16 protein-coding genes and 2 tRNA genes are annotated in these 20,473 nt (G+C 51.3%); 6 read left to right on the plus strand and 12 right to left on the minus strand.

Annotation, left to right across the window (positions count from 1 at the left end):
- The 4 genes from HGD79_RS02730 to HGD79_RS02745 all read right to left on the minus strand — a co-directional run bounded on the left by HGD79_RS02730 (window position 1) and on the right by HGD79_RS02745 (window position 2,301).
- The gene (locus HGD79_RS02730) at window positions 1-1,605 is read right to left on the minus strand and encodes an FAD-NAD(P)-binding protein (protein ID WP_168848279.1); all 1,605 of its coding nucleotides are present in this window, start codon (window positions 1,603-1,605) and stop codon (window positions 1-3) included.
- Between the two features lie 125 nt (window positions 1,606-1,730).
- The gene (locus HGD79_RS02735) at window positions 1,731-2,036 is read right to left on the minus strand and encodes a monooxygenase (RefSeq protein WP_000212657.1); all 306 of its coding nucleotides are present in this window, start codon (window positions 2,034-2,036) and stop codon (window positions 1,731-1,733) included.
- A gap of 107 nt (window positions 2,037-2,143) precedes the next feature.
- Window positions 2,144-2,220, minus strand: a tRNA-Val gene (locus HGD79_RS02740).
- Between the two features lie 4 nt (window positions 2,221-2,224).
- Window positions 2,225-2,301, minus strand: a tRNA-Val gene (locus HGD79_RS02745).
- Between the two features lie 307 nt (window positions 2,302-2,608).
- Here HGD79_RS02745 and HGD79_RS02750 point away from each other — a divergent pair.
- Window positions 2,609-3,865, plus strand: a complete 1,257-nt coding sequence (locus HGD79_RS02750) for an AIDA repeat-containing protein (protein ID WP_000534291.1) — start codon at window positions 2,609-2,611, stop codon at window positions 3,863-3,865.
- A gap of 40 nt (window positions 3,866-3,905) precedes the next feature.
- Here the strand turns inward: HGD79_RS02750 and mdtK are convergent, their stop codons facing one another.
- Window positions 3,906-5,279, minus strand: a complete 1,374-nt coding sequence (mdtK, locus tag HGD79_RS02755) for a multidrug efflux MATE transporter MdtK (protein WP_001174942.1) — start codon at window positions 5,277-5,279, stop codon at window positions 3,906-3,908.
- Between the two features lie 214 nt (window positions 5,280-5,493).
- On the opposite strand from mdtK, the gene ribE reads away from it, so the two are divergent.
- Entirely contained in the window at window positions 5,494-6,135 is a 642-nt protein-coding gene (gene ribE, locus HGD79_RS02760; protein WP_000493947.1) for a riboflavin synthase, read from the plus strand.
- 39 nt (window positions 6,136-6,174) lie between these two features.
- Here the strand turns inward: ribE and cfa are convergent, their stop codons facing one another.
- On the minus strand, window positions 6,175-7,323 hold the full coding sequence (gene cfa, locus HGD79_RS02765) for a cyclopropane fatty acyl phospholipid synthase (protein WP_000098911.1): 1,149 nt from the start codon (window positions 7,321-7,323) through the stop codon (window positions 6,175-6,177).
- Window positions 7,324-7,613: 290 nt separating this feature from the next.
- Window positions 7,614-8,825, minus strand: a complete 1,212-nt coding sequence (gene punC / locus HGD79_RS02770) for a purine nucleoside transporter PunC (RefSeq protein WP_001182363.1) — start codon at window positions 8,823-8,825, stop codon at window positions 7,614-7,616.
- 112 nt (window positions 8,826-8,937) lie between these two features.
- On the opposite strand from punC, the gene punR reads away from it, so the two are divergent.
- A complete protein-coding gene (gene punR, locus HGD79_RS02775; protein WP_000269501.1) occupies window positions 8,938-9,870 on the plus strand; it encodes a DNA-binding transcriptional activator PunR in 933 nt (310 codons plus the stop codon).
- Here punR and purR read toward each other — a convergent pair.
- A complete protein-coding gene (gene purR, locus HGD79_RS02780; RefSeq protein ID WP_000190982.1) occupies window positions 9,867-10,892 on the minus strand; it encodes an HTH-type transcriptional repressor PurR in 1,026 nt (341 codons plus the stop codon). The two genes, punR and purR, sit on opposite strands and share 4 nt — an antisense overlap.
- 298 nt (window positions 10,893-11,190) lie before the next feature.
- Between purR and cydH the strand changes: the two genes are divergently transcribed.
- The gene (cydH, locus tag HGD79_RS02785) at window positions 11,191-11,280 is read left to right on the plus strand and encodes a cytochrome bd-I accessory subunit CydH (RefSeq protein WP_000102278.1); all 90 of its coding nucleotides are present in this window, start codon (window positions 11,191-11,193) and stop codon (window positions 11,278-11,280) included.
- A gap of 165 nt (window positions 11,281-11,445) precedes the next feature.
- Window positions 11,446-12,615 (plus strand): MFS transporter, encoded by a 1,170-nt coding sequence (locus HGD79_RS02790; RefSeq protein WP_168848280.1) that lies wholly within the window; start codon window positions 11,446-11,448, stop codon window positions 12,613-12,615.
- 145 nt (window positions 12,616-12,760) lie between these two features.
- Here HGD79_RS02790 and sodB read toward each other — a convergent pair whose 3' ends face one another.
- Window positions 12,761-13,342 (minus strand): superoxide dismutase [Fe], encoded by a 582-nt coding sequence (sodB, locus tag HGD79_RS02795; protein WP_000007283.1) that lies wholly within the window; start codon window positions 13,340-13,342, stop codon window positions 12,761-12,763.
- Between the two features lie 127 nt (window positions 13,343-13,469).
- Window positions 13,470-14,285, minus strand: coding sequence for a peptidoglycan DD-endopeptidase MepH (mepH, locus tag HGD79_RS02800; protein WP_000101193.1), 816 nt, complete (start codon window positions 14,283-14,285; stop codon window positions 13,470-13,472).
- Between the two features lie 334 nt (window positions 14,286-14,619).
- On the opposite strand from mepH, the gene grxD reads away from it, so the two are divergent.
- The gene (gene grxD / locus HGD79_RS02805) at window positions 14,620-14,967 is read left to right on the plus strand and encodes a monothiol glutaredoxin 4 (protein WP_139496520.1); all 348 of its coding nucleotides are present in this window, start codon (window positions 14,620-14,622) and stop codon (window positions 14,965-14,967) included.
- A 50-nt stretch (window positions 14,968-15,017) separates the two neighbouring features.
- On the opposite strand, the gene HGD79_RS02810 is transcribed toward grxD, so the two are convergent.
- Window positions 15,018-19,634, minus strand: a complete 4,617-nt coding sequence (locus tag HGD79_RS02810) for an ATP-dependent helicase (protein WP_168848281.1) — start codon at window positions 19,632-19,634, stop codon at window positions 15,018-15,020.
- 92 nt (window positions 19,635-19,726) lie between these two features.
- On the minus strand, window positions 19,727-20,374 hold the full coding sequence (rnt, locus tag HGD79_RS02815) for a ribonuclease T (protein ID WP_001282281.1): 648 nt from the start codon (window positions 20,372-20,374) through the stop codon (window positions 19,727-19,729).
- Between the last annotated feature and the right edge of the window lie 99 nt (window positions 20,375-20,473).

A 20,473-nucleotide genomic window follows, 5' to 3' on the forward strand; every position in this document is an offset into this window, starting at 1 on the left:
TTAATCAAACGAAAGACGCCGACGAGCACGGGATGCAGGCTTTACGACCGCCCGAGCCATCGCCTCACCAATTTCTGCACATGCCGTAAGTCCCTGAACGAAAGGCTGGTCGTGCATCAACCAGGGCAACGCGCCGAACGCTACGCGTCCACGAATATCTTCGGGTTGCTGTAACGTATAATCTTCGCCAACATCAGGGATTTCATCCCCTGTTTTCTGTAATTGCTCGCGTAGCCCAGGGAAAGGAATATCTTTCACTTTAAGCGGACGCTGTCCGCGGGCATCAATAAAAACGTCAAACGAGTAGCTGTTGTCTTCCGTTTTCAGGACGGTGCGCGACTCATTAATTTCCATTTTGTAGTCTTCACCGAGGGCGAGAATATGAATGATTCCCGCTTCACGTAAGGCAAGTAGGCGACGAATAGACTCTGAAGGGATTGCCGCATAATTATCGATGAAAACCCTGGCAAGGCCTTTACTGAACCGTTTATGGTCGTGTTCATTCAGATGAGGAACAATTTCCTGTACGGCTTCATGCAGGCGCAGAATGACATAACGCCAGGGAACAGTATGTTTTTCTCGTTTATTGCGTTCGACTTCCTGGAGATTTTTTTCTGCCCAGTCAAATGGGTCGCGTTGTTTGCGCTCGGCAAACCAGGCTTGAGCAAAGGAATCGACATTCAGGCTCTCTAAGGCTATGCGTTGGCTCCAGTCTGGATCAGCAAACTTGATTTCCTCTACTATCAATCTAAATACCCGATCCAAAAGGCCCTCTTCACCTTTTTGAATCTCAGCATTTAATGCCTGATCGGTGACGATGTGTAAGGGCTCGTAGGGAATAGGGCAATAGAAATCGGCTTCGGGTAAAATACCCGTGCGCGACATCAACGTAATATTTAGCTTTTCACTTGCGTTATCGCGGTTAAAAACGACGTGTTGTTTATCATCTTCAATGAACGAACCATGCTGAATAGCCACTGCCATTGCCGCATCTAGTCCGCTCAAGGATGTTCCCATAATACCCACGTTACACGCATCGACCTTTGCTTCCATCAGGCCTGACCACGGACTGGGAAAATACGTTCTGGTTGCTTCTTGTTCATCAGGCCAGACGTGACCCGTGGCAATCACCGCTAAATCAAACGTCTCGCTGGGTAAATCCTGATTTGTAGCGAGCATGACGCCAGCATTTGTAATTTGCAGATCGGTAACCTGGCATGATTCATAAACAGCCACTGCAAATTTTTGCTGTCGTGCCTGGTCTACTAATCGTAAAAATTGATCGCGGAAATATTCGCCCAGCAGAATTCGCGGTAAAAACTGACGATCGTGCAAGGTTTCTTTTTTAACGCCATAACGCTGGAGATGGCTGGCTTCTTGCTTTTGTAGCCATTCGAGATACGTACAATTAATCGGCGGTATTTCAATACTGGCAATATTTGCCAGCATCATTTTTGAGTTTTCCTCATCACTGTATGGCATCCCGACACCGGCCTCGTCAGCCTGCTCGAAGATAGAAATAGAAAGTGGAGTTTGTTGCTGTAGAAGCGAGAATAAGGTGTAGATCCCCGTAGGCCCGGCACCCACAATAGCAATTTTTTTCATTGTTACTTACCTGTACGCATTCTTTCGAATTTAGTGTTATCAGATAAGTTTGGTTGAGATTTTTAGAATTTGAGAAATTTCAGACAGGGATGAAAAGGGCGCTAACCGCCCTTGATTAAATTCTGTCAGGCGAGTTTTGCCTGATTGATTTGACTCAGTGGCTCATTGACATCGAAAACTTTGGCGACAACTTCCTCAACGCCGAGATTTTTAAGTCGGGCAGTATGTTTTTCCAGATAGGCAAGGGCGCTTTTTTCATCAGTAAAAAGATAGATCCCACCGGCTTCGTGGTTCTTTTCACTTTCTGTCCATACCTTCCACAGAAAACCAGGTTCCTGATTAATCGACTCAGCAAGCGGTTTAAGCTGCTCAGCCATTGCGTCGCCAAATGGGCCATTAAAAGCAAAATGAAGTTGTAACAAAGTTGCCATAGCGATTCTCCTTCTGATAACGCATACGAAGACAGTGTAAATCTTTTAACGTATTGGATACAGAGAAGAAACAGAGGGAAAAAGGAGAAGACCAGATTAAGAAAATCTGGTGCGTCCGAGTGGACTCGAACCACCGACCCCCACCATGTCAAGGTGGTGCTCTAACCAACTGAGCTACGGACGCAGGATGGTGCGTTCAATTGGACTCGAACCAACGACCCCCACCATGTCAAGGTGGTGCTCTAACCAACTGAGCTATGAACGCAACGTTGTAGGTGACAACGGGGACGAATATTAGCGGCAGAGTGGGAAGGTGGCAAGAGGCAAAACGTAATTTTCTGCGCTATTTCGACCGTTTGCAGAGCTTTTAAGCAAATTGGCTATATTTTGTTGATTTGCAAGGGCGATTTTTATTCAGGATCGCATTTACATCTGATACAACCCAATAATTCGTGTATCAGAGTTTAAACAGAGTTGTTTGCCACCATCTCAAATCTGTCGTGGATAAATCCTCCGTAGCCTTTACACTTAGGTAGCAATAAAGGCACACAGATGCAGCAAAGGAATAAATCATGGGATCTGATGCGAAAAACTTGATGAGCGACGGGAATGTGCAAATTGTTAAGACCGGCGAGGTCATTGGCGCGACGCAACTTACTGAAGGCGAGTTGATTGTTGAAGCTGGCGGAAGAGCCGAAAATACCGTGGTCACGGGGGCTGGCTGGTTGAAAGTGGCAACCGGTGGGATCGCCAAATGCACACAGTACGGTAACAATGGCACGCTATCGGTCAGCGACGGTGCCATTGCCACAGATATTGTTCAGTCCGAGGGAGGCGCAATTAGTCTCTCTACGCTCGCTACGGTTAATGGCCGCCATCCCGAAGGTGAATTCAGCGTTGATCAGGGTTATGCCTGCGGTTTGTTGCTGGAAAATGGCGGTAACCTGCGTGTACTGGAAGGACATCGCGCGGAAAAAATCATTCTCGATCAAGAGGGCGGCCTGTTGGTTAATGGGACAACCTCAGCGGTCGTGGTAGATGAAGGTGGTGAATTGTTGGTGTATCCAGGTGGGGAAGCCAGCAATTGTGAGATTAATCAGGGCGGCGTTTTTATGCTGGCCGGGAAAGCCAGTGATACGTTGCTTGCTGGTGGCACCATGAATAATCTCGGTGGTGAAGACTCTGACACTATTGTTGAGAATGGATCCATTTATCGTCTGGGGACGGATGGCCTTCAGCTCTACAGTTCCGGTAAGACGCAAAACCTGTCCGTGAATGTGGGTGGTCGGGCTGAAGTGCATGCCGGTACGCTGGAAAATGCGGTAATACAAGGTGGAACAGTGATCCTGTTGTCACCCACCAGCGCGGACGAAAATTTTGTCGTAGAGGAAGATCGCGCACCGGTTGAACTGACCGGGAGTGTTGCATTACTGGACGGCGCTTCAATGATTATTGGCTATGGCGCAGATCTGCAACAATCAACGATTACTGTACAGCAGGGCGGTGTGTTGATTCTCGACGGCAGTACGGTAAAAGGTGACGGTGTCACTTTTATTGTTGGTAACATCAATCTGAATGGCGGAAAACTGTGGCTGATCACTGGTGCGGCAACGCATGTGCAACTGAAAGTGAAACGCCTGCGCGGAGAGGGAGCGATTTGCCTGCAAACCAGTGCGAAAGAAATCTCACCTGACTTCATCAATGTGAAAGGGGAAGTTACCGGGGATATACACGTTGAGATAACAGATGCCAGTCGGCAAACTCTGTGCAACGCTCTGAAATTACAGCCAGACGAAGACGGGATTGGCGCAACGCTCCAGCCTGCGTAAAAACACAGGCGCAACCCGTGAAGGTTGCGCCTTGTCTTTATTAGCGGGATGCTCGTTGCAGAATGATAACTGACGGCAGACGTTGCAGGAACCGCATACGCAGCATCATCATAATGGCTGCCGACGTCAGGCCAATAATAAAGCCTATCCAGAAGCCTGCTGGCCCCATAGGTTCAACGACCAGATCGGTCAGTGCCAGAATATAGCCGCTTGGCAAGCCCAGCACCCAGTAAGCCGTAAAGGTGATATAGAAAATGGAACGCGTATCTTTATAACCACGCAAAATCCCACTGCCAATCACCTGGATTGAGTCAGAAATCTGATATACCGCCGCCAGCAACATCAAATGCGCAGCCAGCGTTACAACCTCGGGATTGTCGTTGTACAACAGGGCGATTTGCTCCCGCAGTGAAACCGTGAATATGGCCGTCAGGGTTGCCATACAGACACCCACCATAAGCCCGGTCCGCGCAGCGGTTTGCGCATCCAGCGTTGAGCCCTGACCCAGACGATAACCTACGCGGATAGTTACCGCTGCCGCCAGCGACATTGGAAGCACAAACATCAGTGAACTAAAGTTCAGGGCAATCTGGTGTCCTGCGACATCAACAATACCGAGCGGAGACACTAACAGAGCCACGACGGCAAACAGTGTCACTTCAAAGAATAGTGCCAGCGCAATCGGCAAACCGAGTTGAATCAGTCGTTTCATAACCGCAGGATCGGGTTTCGCGGTGCCTTTTTCGTTACGAATATCGCGCATGGAGCGGGCGCGTTTAATGTAAGAAACCATGGCAAGGAACATGACCCAATACACCGCCGCAGTAGCCACGCCACAACCAACGCCACCGAGCTCAGGCATACCGAAATGACCATAAATAAAGATATAGTTCACCGGAATGTTCACCAGCAGGCCGATAAAGCCCATTACCATACCCGGCTTGGTTTTTGCCAGACCTTCACATTGGTTACGGGCAACCTGGAAGAACAGATAGCCCGGCGCGCCCCACAACAACGCACGCAGATAACCCACGGCTTTGTCCGCCAGAGCCGGATCGATGTTTTCCATGGAGCGGATAATGTAACCTGCATTCCACAGCACAAGCATAATGAGAACGGAAACAAAACCTGCCAGCCAGAAACCTTGTCGCACCTGATGCGCAATGCGCTCACGTCGACCGGAACCATTTAATTGCGCGATAACCGGCGTTAATGCCAGCAGCAGTCCGTGACCAAAGAGGATCGCCGGAAGCCAGATAGAAGTACCGATAGCGACCGCCGCCATGTCGGTGGCACTATAGCCGCCCGCCATCACGGTATCGACAAAACCCATCGCAGTTTGGGCGATTTGCGCGAGAATCACCGGGATTGCTAATGCTAATAACAGACGCGCTTCACTGATATACTTCTGCACGTGAACACCTTTTATTTGTAGTTATATGAGAGACTAAAAAGCCGCCTGAATGGGCAGCAAAAAGAAGAAGCAGGGGAAATTCAGTCTATTGTAGCGAGGATTTATTAATTCTCCAGTGAAAAAATAGTCATTCTTACCCCTTCACTGGTAAGGGCGTTTGCCACCTGCTATTGTGCTGAACAGAATGTCTTAACTGATTTCAGGAGTTGTAAGTATGTTTACGGGGATTGTACAGGGCACCGCAAAACTGGTGTCGATTGACGAGAAACCAAATTTTCGTACGCATGTGGTGGAGTTACCCGACCACATGCTGGACGGCCTGGAAACAGGTGCTTCCGTGGCGCATAACGGTTGCTGCCTGACCGTGACGGAAATTAACGGCAACCATGTCAGTTTTGACCTGATGAAAGAAACGTTACGCATTACCAATCTTGGCGATTTAAAAGTGGGGGATTGGGTAAACGTTGAGCGTGCGGCGAAATTCAGTGATGAAATTGGCGGACACTTAATGTCAGGTCATATTATGACCACCGCTGAAGTGGCGAAAATATTAACCTCGGAAAATAATCGCCAGATCTGGTTTAAAGTCCAGGATAGTCAGTTGATGAAATATATCCTGTACAAAGGATTTATTGGCATCGACGGTATTAGCCTGACCGTCGGCGAAGTCACGCCAACGCGTTTTTGCGTCCATTTAATTCCGGAAACTCTGGAACGCACGACTCTTGGGAAGAAAAAACTCGGCGCACGCGTCAACATTGAAATTGATCCACAAACTCAGGCAGTGGTAGATACGGTAGAACGTGTGCTGGCGGCACGAGAAAATGCCATGAATCAACCAGGTACAGAAGCCTGATCTGAAATCGCCCCCGGAGAGGGGGCGATAGAATAGCCTTTAGCGAGCGACTCGAAGGCCGTTTTCAACACCGCGTGAGAACACGACCTGCCAGAGCTGAATATCACGGGCGCGGAAAGCACCTGCACAGGCATTCAGATAATAGGTAAACATTCGTTTAAAGCGTTCACTGTAGTTATCCGCAATTTCTGGCCATGCGGCGAGGAATCGTTCATACCACGCCATCAACGTAGTATCGTAATCAGCACCGAAGTTATGCCAGTCTTCCATCACGAAGTGGGGTTCGCTGGATTGAGCAATCTGGCGTACAGAGGGCAGGCAACCGTTCGGAAAAATATATTTATTAATCCAGGGATCAACATTCAGATCGGTTTTTTTCGAACCGATAGTATGGAGCAGGAATATACCTTCCGGTTTCAAATTACGATCCACCACCGCAAAATAGGTATCGTAATTTTTCGGTCCGACGTGCTCGAACATCCCCACAGAAACAATACGATCAAACTGGTCGTTCAGGTCACGATAATCTTGCAGCAAAATGGTGACATCCAGGCCTTCACAGCGTTCCTGAGCCATTTTTTGCTGTTCGGCAGAAATGGTGACGCCGACCACGCTTACGTCATAGTTAGATGCCATGTAGTGCGCCAGTCCGCCCCAGCCGCAGCCAATATCCAGTACGCGCATCCCTGGTTTTAACTGCAATTTTTCACAAATCATTTTGAGCTTCGCCTGCTGGGCAGATTCCAGATTATCGGCATCTTTCCAGTAAGCGCAGGAATATTGCATGAAGGGATCAAGCATGCGGCTGAACAAGTCATTACCCAAATCGTAATGCTCCTTGCCGACTATCCAGGCACGTTTTTTACTCTGCAGATTGAAGAGACGAGCGCTGGCAATACGCAGCGTGTCTTTGAAATGATGGGGGAGTTGGTTCTCGAGACCTGCGCGTAAGACTTTGCTAAAAAACATATCCAGTCGGTCACATTCCCACCAGCCATCCATATAACTTTCGCCTAACCCCAAAGAGCCTTCTTGCAGAACGCGTTTAAAAAAATCGGGGTTTTTCACACGAATATCCGCCGGGGCAGAACCGTTAATGGCTATACCGGCACGGCTAAGTAATTCGTTGGCGATACGGTACCAGTTGTCATCCGGTACACTGACTTCTTCTATACACGATGAACTCATAGTTTCTCCATCACTGGTCGGTGATCAGAACCTTAAAACAGCGTAGACGCTTTTTGGGCTTTGTGAGAAATCTCGCAGAAAAAACCGCGAGTCTATAATCCGACGTAGAACAGAGGGAAAGGAGGAACCTTTGCCGAAATGACCATCCATAGTGAGTCGGGAACGATCCTGTCCCCGTAAAAACATAATATTTATCGTAGCTTTAACAACTCGAAATTAGTATAGGCCGCTAATTTCAATCATACAACAAAATTTTGTTAGCAGCCTAAGTATAAGTATATCGATATAGATCAGTGTGATTCGCTATGAGCGACTTCGGCATTGCCATGATTCTGGCAGCCAACTTCTTCACAACGTTGCATCATGTAACCCAGAGCGACCAGCACTACTGTTGATAACATCACGCTGGTGGTGGTGAGCAATGGCGTGCTGATACTGATCAGCCAGGAAACTACCAGACTTGCGAGGAAGCACAGACCCAGTTGTAGAGTGTTCTGCAACGCTGCGGCGCGACCAGTTGCGTGTGGGAAGGGACGCAGCGCCTGGGCGACAACAATCGGGTAGATCGCGCCATTGGCAATCGCCATCACACAGAATGGGATCAGGATTTCGACCAGCGACACATGGCTAATGAAGCCTGCAGCCCAGGTCGCAATGACGCTGACTGCAAACAGCACCAGCAACCACGGTAATAACTGCTTGCCTTGCCATTTCTGCAGCGCGGCGCGACAGCCATAACCACCAATCAGAAACGCGATAGTTTGCGGGACATAACTTAAACCAATAACTGCCGGGCTGTAGCCCATTTCACTAAGGATGAACGGTGAACCGGTCAGCCATGCAAAAAAACTGGCTGAACAGGCCGCGTATATCAGCACGTTGCCGCGATAGGTTTTAGAACGTAGCAGGTCGGTAAAGGTCAGACCATCCTGACTATTGTTACGGGCCTTCGTCGTGGGTTTGAGCCAGAAAATAGGCAGAATCAGCACCACGGTAATGGCAAACAGGGTGGCGAAAATCGCCTGCCAGGAAAAATGGACCAGCAGCCAGCTTCCTAACAGAGGAGCCAGGGCCGGAGATAGACCCACCAGCGGCATGATGGTCGCAAAAATTCGGTTAACTTTCTGTGAAGGATAATAATCCGTCACTAACGCTTGCCAGATAACCGCCGCGGCGCAGACACCCACAGCCTGTACAAAACGCAATACCAGCAGCGTAGCGGCGTTTTCTACCCACAGCATCCCCAGACTACCTAACGCAAAAATTGTCAGGCCGATTAATAACACCGGTTTACGACCATAACGGTCGGAGAGTGGCCCCCACAGAAGCTGGGCTGCGGCAAAACCGGCAAGGAACAGACTAAGGCTGGCACTGACAGCAGACGCAGGCGTTTGCAGGTCGGCCTGTATGGCGGCGAAAGCAGGCAGATACATATCGGTTGCCAGAAAACCGAGTACGCTCAAACCCGCCAGCCAGACTAAAAATCTTTTCCCAGGTTGCATGTATATTCTCTAAATCTCTCAATTAAACACCGCCGCAAAGTGTAGGGAGTGAAATTAGTGTTGTGAAACGGTAATATTTGATGACTGGTTTCAAAAATTTTGCAGGCAGACTATGTGGTCAGAATATTCACTCGAAGTTGTTGATGCGGTAGCGCGTAATGGTAGTTTTAGCGCTGCGGCACAGGAGCTGCATCGCGTTCCTTCTGCGGTCAGCTATACCGTGCGTCAGCTGGAAGAGTGGCTGGCGGTGCCGCTCTTTGAACGACGGCACCGTGATGTGGAGCTGACCGCTGCTGGAGCGTGGTTTCTCAAAGAAGGGCGCTCTGTTGTCAAAAAAATGCAGATCACCCGCCAGCAATGTCAGCAGATAGCGAACGGCTGGCGCGGTCAGTTAGCTATCGCAGTGGATAATATTGTCAGGCCAGAACGTACACGGCAGATGATCGTTGATTTTTATCGCCATTTTGATGATGTCGAACTTCTTGTCTTTCAGGAAGTGTTCAACGGTGTCTGGGATGCGCTTTCCGACGGGCGCGTGGAACTGGCGATTGGCGCAACACGCGCGATTCCGGTAGGCGGTCGTTATGCCTTCCGGGATATGGGGATGCTAAGCTGGAGTTGCGTTGTTGCCAGCCACCACCCGCTGGCGTTGATGGATGGCCCATTCAGCGATGATACGTTGCGCAACTGGCCGTCGTTGGTGCGCGAAGACACCTCGCGAACGCTACCTAAACGTATTACCTGGTTGCTGGATAACCAAAAAAGAGTTGTCGTGCCTGACTGGGAATCATCGGCAACCTGTATCTCGGCAGGATTATGCATAGGGATGGTGCCAACACATTTCGCCAAACCGTGGCTTAATGAGGGGAAGTGGGTAGCACTTGAATTGGAAAACCCCTTCCCGGATTCGGCATGTTGTCTGACATGGCAGCAAAATGATATGTCGCCTGCGTTAACCTGGCTGCTTGAGTATCTCGGCGATAGTGAGACGCTGAATAAGGAGTGGCTGCGGGAGCCGGAAGAGACTCCCGCAACGGGTGATTAACGACGATAGTCGCGGAACGGGCCGTCAGCCACGGAGCGGCGTTCAATCAAGCGCGGATGCACTTCAATGGACTGCGGTTCTTCACGTTTGTTGACGATACGATCCAACAGCATGTTGAACGCTGTTTCACCCAGCGAATCTTTTGGCTGGTGGATCGTGGTCAGCGCCGGCGTAAAATAGCGGGCGTTGCGCACGTTATCATAACCGATCAGCGAAACATCCTGCGGGACGCGCAGACCCATTTCATCAGCAGCACAAAGTGCGCCCATTGCCATGATATCGCCACCACAGAAGACGGCAGTAGGGCGATGCGGCTGCGACAGTATTTGCTGCATGGCGCGATAACCAGATTCGGGTTCAAAGTCACCCTGAACAATCCAGCTTTCCGGCACCTTGATCATCGCTTCTTCCATCGCCTTCATAAAACCGGCAAGGCGGCCTGCGCCGGTGTTACGTTCCAGCGGGCCGGGGATGACGCCGATTTCGCGGTGACCGCGTTCAATCAGATAACGCCCGGCCATGTAGCCGCCTTCGAACGCGTTATCAATGACCGCATCGGTGAAGTCAGCTTTTGCTTCACCCCAGTCCATCACCACCATTGGGATATGGCGATACTCTTCCAGCATCGCCAGCAACGGCTCTGGGTACTCAGAACACATCACCAGCAGACCATCGACGCGTTTTTGCGCCATCATCGACAGATAAGCCCGCTGTTTCTCAAGATTGTTCCACGCATTACCCAGAATCAGGGTGTAACCTTTCTGGAAGCAATTTTTTTCAACCGCTTCAATGATCTCGGCAAAATAGGCCGCTTCGCTGCTGGTCGCCAGCAAACCGATAGACTTGGTGTGGTTAACCTTCAGGCTACGCGCCACCGCGCTAGGGGAGTAGTGTAATTCTTTAATCGCTGCCCACACGGCGTTGCGCGTTTCTTCAGCGACGAAACGTGTTTTGTTGATTACGTGTGACACAGTTGTAGTGGAAACGTTTGCTCGTTTCGCTACATCTTTTATTGTTGCCATTCCATTTCACTCCAGACCCTAACTTCAGCTCCTGCAAAATCGCAAGGTAAACGTTTGCCTTTACACACCTTACGCACAACAAAAGTGTTGCGGTACGCCGGAAAAACGACACGGAGCGTCAGGAAGGGGTCAATGGCCAGTACGCAAATAGTGTAAGCGTGGAATTTTGGCCGATCTTGACGAAAAGGGGAAGTGGTAAAAACACTTATCATTATAAATGACGGGAGATTTTTTCATCACAGTGTGTAAAAATGCGTAATATCACTATTTGTGTGGTAATAAAAAAGGAGAAAACTTGATGAGCACCGACCTTAAATTTTCACTGGTAACAACGATTATCGTCCTCGGTTTGATCGTGGCCGTGGGTTTGACTGCCGCGCTGCACTGATTTCCTCTCGAGGGAGCGCGTTCTCCCTCGCATCTCCTTCCTGTTTGTTAGCAAAATGGCAAAAGTGTTTTCTCTTTTTGTTATTTTCATTTTTTTGTGATTGCTGTCATGCTTTCGCCACTTTAATGAATATCGCGTAATGACGCGAAGAGGTGGAGATAAGGCATGAAAATTAACTATCCGTTGCTGGCGCTGGCGATTGGCGCGTTTGGTATCGGGACAACGGAGTTCTCGCCAATGGGCTTGTTGCCCGTCATTGCGCGCGGTGTGGATGTCTCGATTCCCGCTGCCGGAATGTTAATCAGTGCCTATGCAGTTGGCGTAATGGTTGGCGCGCCGCTGATGACGCTTCTACTTTCTCATCGTGCCCGCCGCAGTGCGTTGATTTTCCTGATGGCAATTTTCACGCTCGGCAACGTACTTTCCGCCATCGCGCCGGATTATATGACCCTGATGCTTTCACGCATTTTGACCAGCCTGAAACACGGAGCATTTTTTGGTTTGGGTTCAGTCGTGGCCGCAAGCGTGGTGCCAAAACATAAACAGGCCAGCGCAGTTGCCACTATGTTTATGGGGTTAACCCTGGCAAATATCGGTGGCGTGCCGGCGGCGACCTGGTTGGGTGAAACCATCGGCTGGCGGATGTCATTTCTGGCAACGGCGGGGCTGGGAGTGATTTCAATGGTAAGTCTGTTCTTCTCATTACCTAAAGGTGGTGCAGGGGCACGACCTGAAGTGAAAAAAGAGCTGGCGGTATTAATGCGTCCGCAGGTGCTGTCTGCATTGCTGACGACGGTACTGGGAGCTGGTGCAATGTTTACTCTCTACACCTATATCTCTCCGGTACTACAAAGTATTACCCACGCAACACCAGTGTTCGTCACGGCAATGCTGGTGCTGATTGGTGTCGGATTCTCTATCGGTAACTATCTCGGCGGCAAACTGGCAGATCGTTCAGTTAACGGCACGTTGAAAGGCTTTTTGTTGCTGCTGATGGTGATTATGCTGGCAATCCCGTTCCTGGCCCGCAATGAGTTCGGCGCAGCTATTAGCATGGTGGTGTGGGGCGCAGCAACCTTTGCGGTCGTACCGCCGTTACAGATGCGCGTGATGCGTGTCGCCAGTGAAGCGCCGGGTCTGTCTTCATCAGTCAATATTGGTGCCTTTAATCTTGGAAATGCGCTGGGAGCAGCTGCTGGTGGTGCGGTAATTTCCGCTGGGCTGGGATACAGCTTTGTGCCGGTGATGGGAGCGATTGTCGCGGGACTGGCATTATTGCTGGTGTTTATGTCAGCCAGAAAACAACCTGAAACAGTTTGCGTTGCTAACAGCTAATTAAACAAAAACGCAGAAGGATAACCTTCTGCGTTACAGTTGCTGACAACGTGCGATTTATCTTGCCGAATGCGCTGTTAACGCCTCATCCGCGTTGGCATGGTAAGCGAAGCGCATCAGGCAATGCTGCATTTGCCATCAGTTATTATGCAGCGAGATTTTTCGCTACGAATTCCCAGTTCACCAGCGCCCAGAAGTGCTCCAGATAGCCAGGACGTGCATTGCGATAGTCGATGTAATAAGCGTGTTCCCAGACATCAACGGTCAGCAGCGGAGTCGCATCGGTGGTCAGCGGAGTACCCGCGTTAGAGGTTGAAACGATAGCCAGTTTGCCATCGCTGTTTTTCACCAGCCAGGTCCAGCCAGAACCAAAGTTTTTGATCGCTGCATCAGTAAACTGCGCTTTGAAATCGGCAAAGCTGCCAAAAGATGCGGCGATAGCTTCAGCGACTTTTCCAGTCGGTTCGCCACCGGCGTTCGGTGCCAGGCAGTTCCAGTAGAAAGTATGGTTCCAGACCTGAGCTGCGTTGTTGAATACGCCACCTTCAGAGCTGCGAATAATCTCTTCCAGTGATTTACCTTCAAACGCGGTACCTTTAATCAGGTTGTTCAGGTTAGTGACATAAGTCTGATGATGCTTGCCGTAGTGATACTCGATAGTTTCCGCAGAAATGTGCGGTGCCAGAGCATCTTTAGCATATGGTAGTGCAGGTAATTCGAATGACATTGCTACTCTCCTTTATTATTAATTTGCATACGTACAATAGCCTTATTGTGCGTATGGATAGGGTAGCAAATTAAAAGGTGAGACAAAAGATGAACTTACCCTGTTGCCGTAACAACAGGGTAAAGTTTTAGCGAAGTGTTTTTGGGGTCATTACCCGACGAGCGCCAACATAGTGGCGCTGCCAGTAGTCTTCACTGAGAGAAGTGATTTGAATTTCCTGACCTGTGCGCGGTGACTGAATAAATTTGCCGTTGCCGACATACACGCCGACATGATCGGCTGTGCCGCGTCCCTGAGTACGGAAAAAGACCAGGTCGCCGTTTTTCAGTTCACTACGTTCGATTGGCGCTGCATCACGCAGGTGATACATTTCATTCGCCGTACGCGGAATACGAATTTTCACCAAATCTTTATAAGCGTAATAAACCAGGCCGCTGCAATCAAAACCGGTACGCGGTGAGCTGCCACCCCAACGATATGGCTTACCAATTTGCTGCATCAGTTTATTCATTGCCACTTTCGTAGCTTTTTGCACCTTCGCTTTGTGCGCGTCGGCAAGAGTTCCTGACGCGGCATTTTTGACTTTCACACAATGCGATTTATAGCCCTTACGTTTGGTACACTTTTCGGTAAAGCTGGCTGAGGCCGTTTTATTGACGGCGTGTTTGCTGCGAGTTTTGGCGTTTTTAGAAGCGGTAATGGAAGATTTTTTAACGGAAGAAGCGGTTTTGCTTTTGGTCGTACTTTTACTGGCGGCTTTTTTCGCTGTTTTCTGGGTCTTTTTGGTGGTTGCCGTGCTTTTCTTTTTATCTGCTTTTTTGGTGATATGAGTGGTAGCAGAACTCTCCCTGGCTTGCTTTGAAGCATGGGCCATAGGCGTTAAAGGCAGGGTGGTAAAAAGTAAAGCACAGAGCGTGATCGAAATACGGTTTATCCGCGCCACTGAGCGTCCCTCTGTTAAGGCAGGTCTATCATGCCTGCGTCTGATTTACAAAACTTGATGATTCTAATGCATAGAAGAAGAGAAAGTTAATAGCTTTTATTGTTAAAAAATACGTTTCGTTGGCGAGCGCAAAAAAATGCAGCAGTGAAAGCTAAAAATGGTTATAAATACGCCAGTTTGCCGCGCATCAGAGAAGAAACGAATATTTGAAATGCAACAAATAGAGCAAAGGGATAAAATAGCAAAAGCGTGATGAAAATGTTATTTTCCGATGCCGCACTGACCCGCTACAATGTCAGATTACTGCCGTAAAGAAGTTTGAGGAAGCAAGACAATGAGCACCACTATCGAAAAAATCCAACGCCAGATTGCTGAAAACCCGATCCTGCTGTACATGAAAGGTTCACCGAAACTGCCGAGCTGCGGTTTCTCTGCCCAGGCAGTCCAGGCGCTTGCCGCATGTGGCGAACGTTTTGCCTATGTTGATATTCTGCAGAATCCGGACATTCGTGCGGAACTGCCGAAACATGCTAACTGGCCGACCTTCCCGCAACTGTGGGTTGACGGCGAGCTGGTCGGCGGTTGTGATATCGTGATCGAAATGTATCAGCGTGGCGAACTGCAGCAGCTGATCAAAGAAACTGCCGCTAAATACAAGTCTGAAGAGCCGGACGCGGAATAATCCGTCCTGCAATACTGACGGATGCGAACGGGCATCCGTCAGTCCTTTCTCTATCCCCAATCCAGCCCTTGTGGCGAACTTGAAAATCCCGCCTCACGCAGCAGCGTAAACATCGGCGTTTGCCGGACCGGTAGATCATTCACTTCTGTTAGCGTAAAGCGCAGCCGTGGTTCGCGACGCAGTGCGGTAGTCAGCGCGTGGAAAACCTCTGGGGCGAGTAATTCCTCTTTTTCCTGCCAGACCAGCATTTTTTTGCCACCTTGCGCCAGATAGAGTAACAATTTGCCGCCAGAAACGACCACCAGCGCACCCGCCCGACGCGTTGGAACCAGCGTTGCCGGATGTGCAGGCCAGGGCAGAAGATTTCCCCACACATTAGCCGGATCGTTGGCAGAGAGCGCCACTGGTGTATAGTGGCGCGTTTGCGTGGCTTGTGTCGCCAGATCGCGCAATCGGTCAATAGTCAGACGTTCAGCGAATTGCGCGCCACCCAGACCTTCTACAAAACGACCTCGCATAATTCGCCCGGAGTCTTCCATACTTCGACAAAGCGTTTGCATCGATGGAAACCCGCCAGGGATATTTTCGGCTATCACCGCCTGACGACTGATGATGCCGTAGCGGTCGAGCATATTTTCCGCCAGCGCCAGCATCCTTTCGGTATCGTTTAGTGGCTCCACCTGCAATAACGACCAGCGTCCAGCCAGATTTGGTGTGTTGTAAGATACCAGCGGCGAGACGGGTTGCGCATAGACAGGACGTCCACGATGAGCCCGGTGACTGCGGCGAGTTGAGGTGCGTGCGTTGGAACTGCTGCGGGTGAGGGCGCGTAACGGTGCCCAAATGTCGCTGGTGATGACGCCTTGCCAGACCAGCGCCCATAACGCCTCTTGCAGGGCAGAGAGATCAACCGATTCGCCGATTTTGTCGCGTATCCGTTGGCTGATTTGTTGTGCAAACCAGGCTCCTCCGTCAGCCAGAACAGCGACTATCGCTTGTTGCAGCGCCGAACGATTCGCCTGATCCGCTTCGGCGGGAGTGAACGATTCTGCAGCATATTCCTGTAGATGCAGTGCCACCAGGCCGTCATCTTCACCCAGTTTTTTTTGCCCCGACCAGATAACCGCACCGGTTGCCAGTAATTCATCGAGCATTTCTGACGAATAGTCGCGTACGCGGGCAGGCAGGATCTGGCTTTCCCAGAGTGAGGCGGGTAAACCGACTCCGGCAAGCTGTTCGATCACCCGCATCACGCCATCTACGCCCTCATAAACGCCTGGCGATGTTGAGGCAAAGAGCGCCGGGCTACCATCGGTGGCGGGTAATACGCCCTGACGTTCCAGCAGCAATCGCGCATAGGTCGTGGCTGCAACGGGACGCGTCGCTTCTCTGGCGGCTTGCAGCGAGCGCAAACGCAGACGACGAAATACTTCATCGCTCACCCAGATGTCTTGTTGCAGATTCATCACCAGACCCTGTTCACGCAGTTGCTGAAGCTGCTCTTCGACAATGGCAATACCGAGACTAAACTCATGAGCCAGTTGTTCAGCCGTGACCAGAGCATGAGCCCGGAGATAGCGCAGAAAGAGATCGCGAAGCGGGTAACTGACTCTATGTAAATAAATCTCTGGCAATGACTCTGGTAGTCGTACGCCGAGGGCATCACGCAGCCTGGCGGCATCATCCATACAGGCAAGACGCTCCTGTCCGCTAATCATCGCTGGGAAGATTCGTTTTACTGCAAGAAGATTTTCCAGATACGACGCAACCTCTTCACTGCTGCCTGTATGCCGTTGCGCCAGGTCTTCAACGGTCATTGGCCCCAGTTCGCGCAGCAGGTCGAACAATCCTTCTTCACCTTTCGCTCTTCTGCCAGGAGCCAGTCGTTGCAACTCTTCTTCCACCTGGCGAATGACCTGCGGGTCGAGTAATTCCCCCGGATCGACCTGTCCGAGTAGATTGCGCAGTAACTCGCTGTCCAGCGACAGTACGGATGCCCGGCGCTCTGCCAGCGGGGCGTCGCTCTGGTACATAAATTCCGCGACATAGCCGAACAATAAACTTGTGGCGAAAGGCGAGGGCGTAGTGGTCGTTACATCGGATATTTGAATTTCGCCACCGTTCAGGCGACGCATCAAACGTTCCAGTGCGGGAAGATCATAAACATCTTGCAGACATTCGCGTAGGGTTTCGAGAATGACCGGAAAATCCGGATATCCCTGAGCGATTTCCAGCAACTGACTGGCGCGCAGCCGTTGTTGCCAAAGCGGGGTGCGATGGCCCGGAGTGCGCCCCGGCATTAATAATGCCCGCGCGGCGCATTCGCGAAAACGGGCGGCGAAAAGTGCCGAGCTGCCTACCGCCTCGCGGACAATTTGCAGCAACTTTTCTGGTTCAAACAAAAAAATCGCGGCGTCGGGCAATTTACCATCAGTGTCAGGAATGCGCGCAACAATGCCGTCATCACTGGCGACCACAGACGCGTCAGCGCCCCATAGGGCATGTATTCGCCCGGCAATCGCCAGCGCCCAGGGTTCATGCACCCGTCTTCCATAGGGAGAGTGCAAAATAATACGCCAGTCGCCAATTTCATCACGGCACCGTTCGAGGACCAGATGGCGACTCCCCGGAACGATGCCCGTCGCGTTGCGTTGCTCGTCAATCAACCCCTGAATATTGGCGTTCGTATTTTCTTCTGCCAGCCACGGGGGAATAGTCCCGGAAAAGAACGCGCCATCCGCCAGTAAATGAAGAAAATCGCCGATCATCTCGCCTAATTCAGCCGGACGTCCGTTACCTTCACCACGCCAGAAGGGGAGCCGGGCAGAACGACCCGGAGCAGGAGTCACAATCACCTGATCGCGGGTGATTTGCTGGATCCGCCATGAGGTAGCGCCGAGAGTGATAATGTCGTTCACCCGCGACTCATATACCATCTCCTCATCCAGTTCACCCACCCGCCGCGAACCGGCCTGTTCTTCACCTTCGGGTAATAACACGCTATACATGCCACGATCCGGAATGGTGCCGCCGCTGGTAACCGCCAACAATTGAGCGCCAGGTCGGGCGGTCAATATCCCGGTCTCCCTGTTCCAGACCAGTTTGGGGCGAAAAGCAGAAAAATCGCCAGAGGGATAGCGCCCGGAAAGCATATCCAGCGTGGCGTCAAAAACACGTCTTGGCAGATCTTTCCACGGTGCGGCACGGCGTACGCGGGAGTACCATTCGTCTACCTGTAATGCATCCATCGCCGCGGCGGCAACGGTTTGCTGCGCAAGGACGTCGAGTGGATTATGCGGCGGTGTCAGGTTTTCCAGCCTGCCTGCGAACATACACTCTACAATGACTGCGGAATCGACTAAGTCACGCCGGGTACGAGGGAAAAACAGCCCTTTAGATACACCGCCAACCTGATGTCCGGCGCGACCAATGCGTTGTAACCCACTGGCAACAGAAAGCGGCGTTGCCACCTGAATCACCAGATCCACCGCGCCCATATCAATCCCCAGTTCGAGACTGGAGGTTGCGACCACGCAGCGTAATTCACCCGATTTCAGCGCCTGTTCGGTGATTGCTCGTTGTTCTTTAGAGACGGAGCCGTGGTGTGAGCGGGCAATAAAAACGTCGCTACTTTGTACATGGTTAGAGGTTGCGCCGGAGGTCGACTCGAAATGGGCCGTATCAACGGCGATAGACGGGGAACGCTGTAAGCGTGCGGCGTAAAGCTCATTTAATCGTGCCGTCAGTTTTTCCGCCAGCCCACGTGAATTAGTAAAGACAATGGTCGAGCGATGGCGCAACACTTCATCAAGGATACCCGTTTCAATATATGGCCAGATGGAGCCTTCCCGGCCGGCATGGCTGTCTTCGCCGGTGCCGCTGGCGACCGATGAGACATCATCCATATTGGCGACCGGTACGACAATTCGTATCTGCGGATGGCGCATTGCGGGCGGGTTGACTACCGTAACCGGGCGATCGCCACCAAGAAATGCTGCCACATCGCTGGCTGAGCGCACAGTGGCAGAAAGGCCAATTCGCTGTGCTGAGGTGTGGAGCAGCGCATCGAGCCGCTCCAGACTTAACGCCAGATGCGCACCACGTTTACTGCCCGCTACCGCGTGGACTTCATCAATAATTACCGTTTCGACGCCGCGTAGCGTTTCGCGCGCGCGGGAGGTCAGCATCAGATAGAGTGATTCGGGTGTGGTGATCAGAATATCCGGCGGATTACGGGTGAGTTTGCTGCGTTCCTGTGCAGGCGTATCGCCAGTACGGATCCCTACGCGAAGATTGACTTCCGTTTCGCCGCGCCGCCGCCGTTCATCGGCAATACCCTTCAACGGGAGCTGCAAGTTGCGCTGAACGTCGGTGCCCAGAGCTTTTATCGGTGAAATATAGAGGATGCGTGAGGTTTTACGCTTATGCGCCTCGCGGGTATCTTCGCCGCCTTCGCGGAAGAGCCGATCGAGGGCGTAGAGAAATGCTGCCAGCGTTTTCCCGGAGCCGGTCGGTGCAATCACCAGCGCATGTTCGCTTCGCGCCGCCACATGCCAGGTTTGCGACTGGACAGCGGTCGGCTGTTTAAAGGCGCGAAGAAACCAGTCGCGGGTCGCCGGTGAAAACACGTCCGGCAGGAGCGATGAAGGGTCTGGATTATCTGCCATTAACGCTATTCCCCGTGAATATCATGCTTGATGCGTGGAATAGCCTCACTATAGATGCCTGAATCATTGCATGTCATCAGGCATCGACTCGATTACACCTCTTCGGCGGCAGGTAGCGGCCAGCCTCCCAGACGTTTCCAGCGGTTGACGATTTCACAAAACAGCACAGCAGTGCGTTCGGTGTCGTACAGCGCGGAGTGCGCCTGGGTGCTGTCGAAGTCCATGCCAGCGGTCTGGCAAGCCTTTGACAATACGGTTTGTCCGAGTGCCAGCCCGGCCAGTGCAGCAGTGTCAAAAGTGGCGAAAGGGTGGAACGGGTTACGTTTCAGTGAGGCGCGTTCTGCGGCGGCCATCATAAAGCTGTGATCAAAATTGGCATTGTGCGCCACCATAATGGCGCGGTTACAGCCGCTCGCTTTAATACCTTTACGTACAACTTTAAAAATTTCGTGCAGCGCCTCGTATTCGCTGACCGCGCCGCGATCGGGATCGTTCGGGTCAATGCCGTTGAAGGCGAGGGCCTCTGGCTGCAAATTTGCGCCGACAAATGGTTCGACGTGGAAATGTAATGTGGTGTCCGGCATCAGCCAGCCTTGTTCATCCATTTTCAGGGTGATGGCGGCAATCTCAAGCAGCGCATCGGTTTTGGCGTTAAATCCGGCTGTTTCAACATCGATCACAACAGGATAAAAACCACGAAAACGGTCGCACAGACCGGTAAGTTGAGCGTTATCGGACATCTGATTCTCTTAATACGGATAAATTGCAGCGCGCATTATGACAAATATTACTTGTCGATGCAGTAAAGATGCGGGCGCGATGAGTTCACGCCCGGCAGG

Origin of the sequence: Escherichia sp. SCLE84 (assembly GCF_012584495.1) — a bacterium.
Taxonomy (GTDB): Bacteria; Pseudomonadota; Gammaproteobacteria; order Enterobacterales; family Enterobacteriaceae; genus ECMA0423.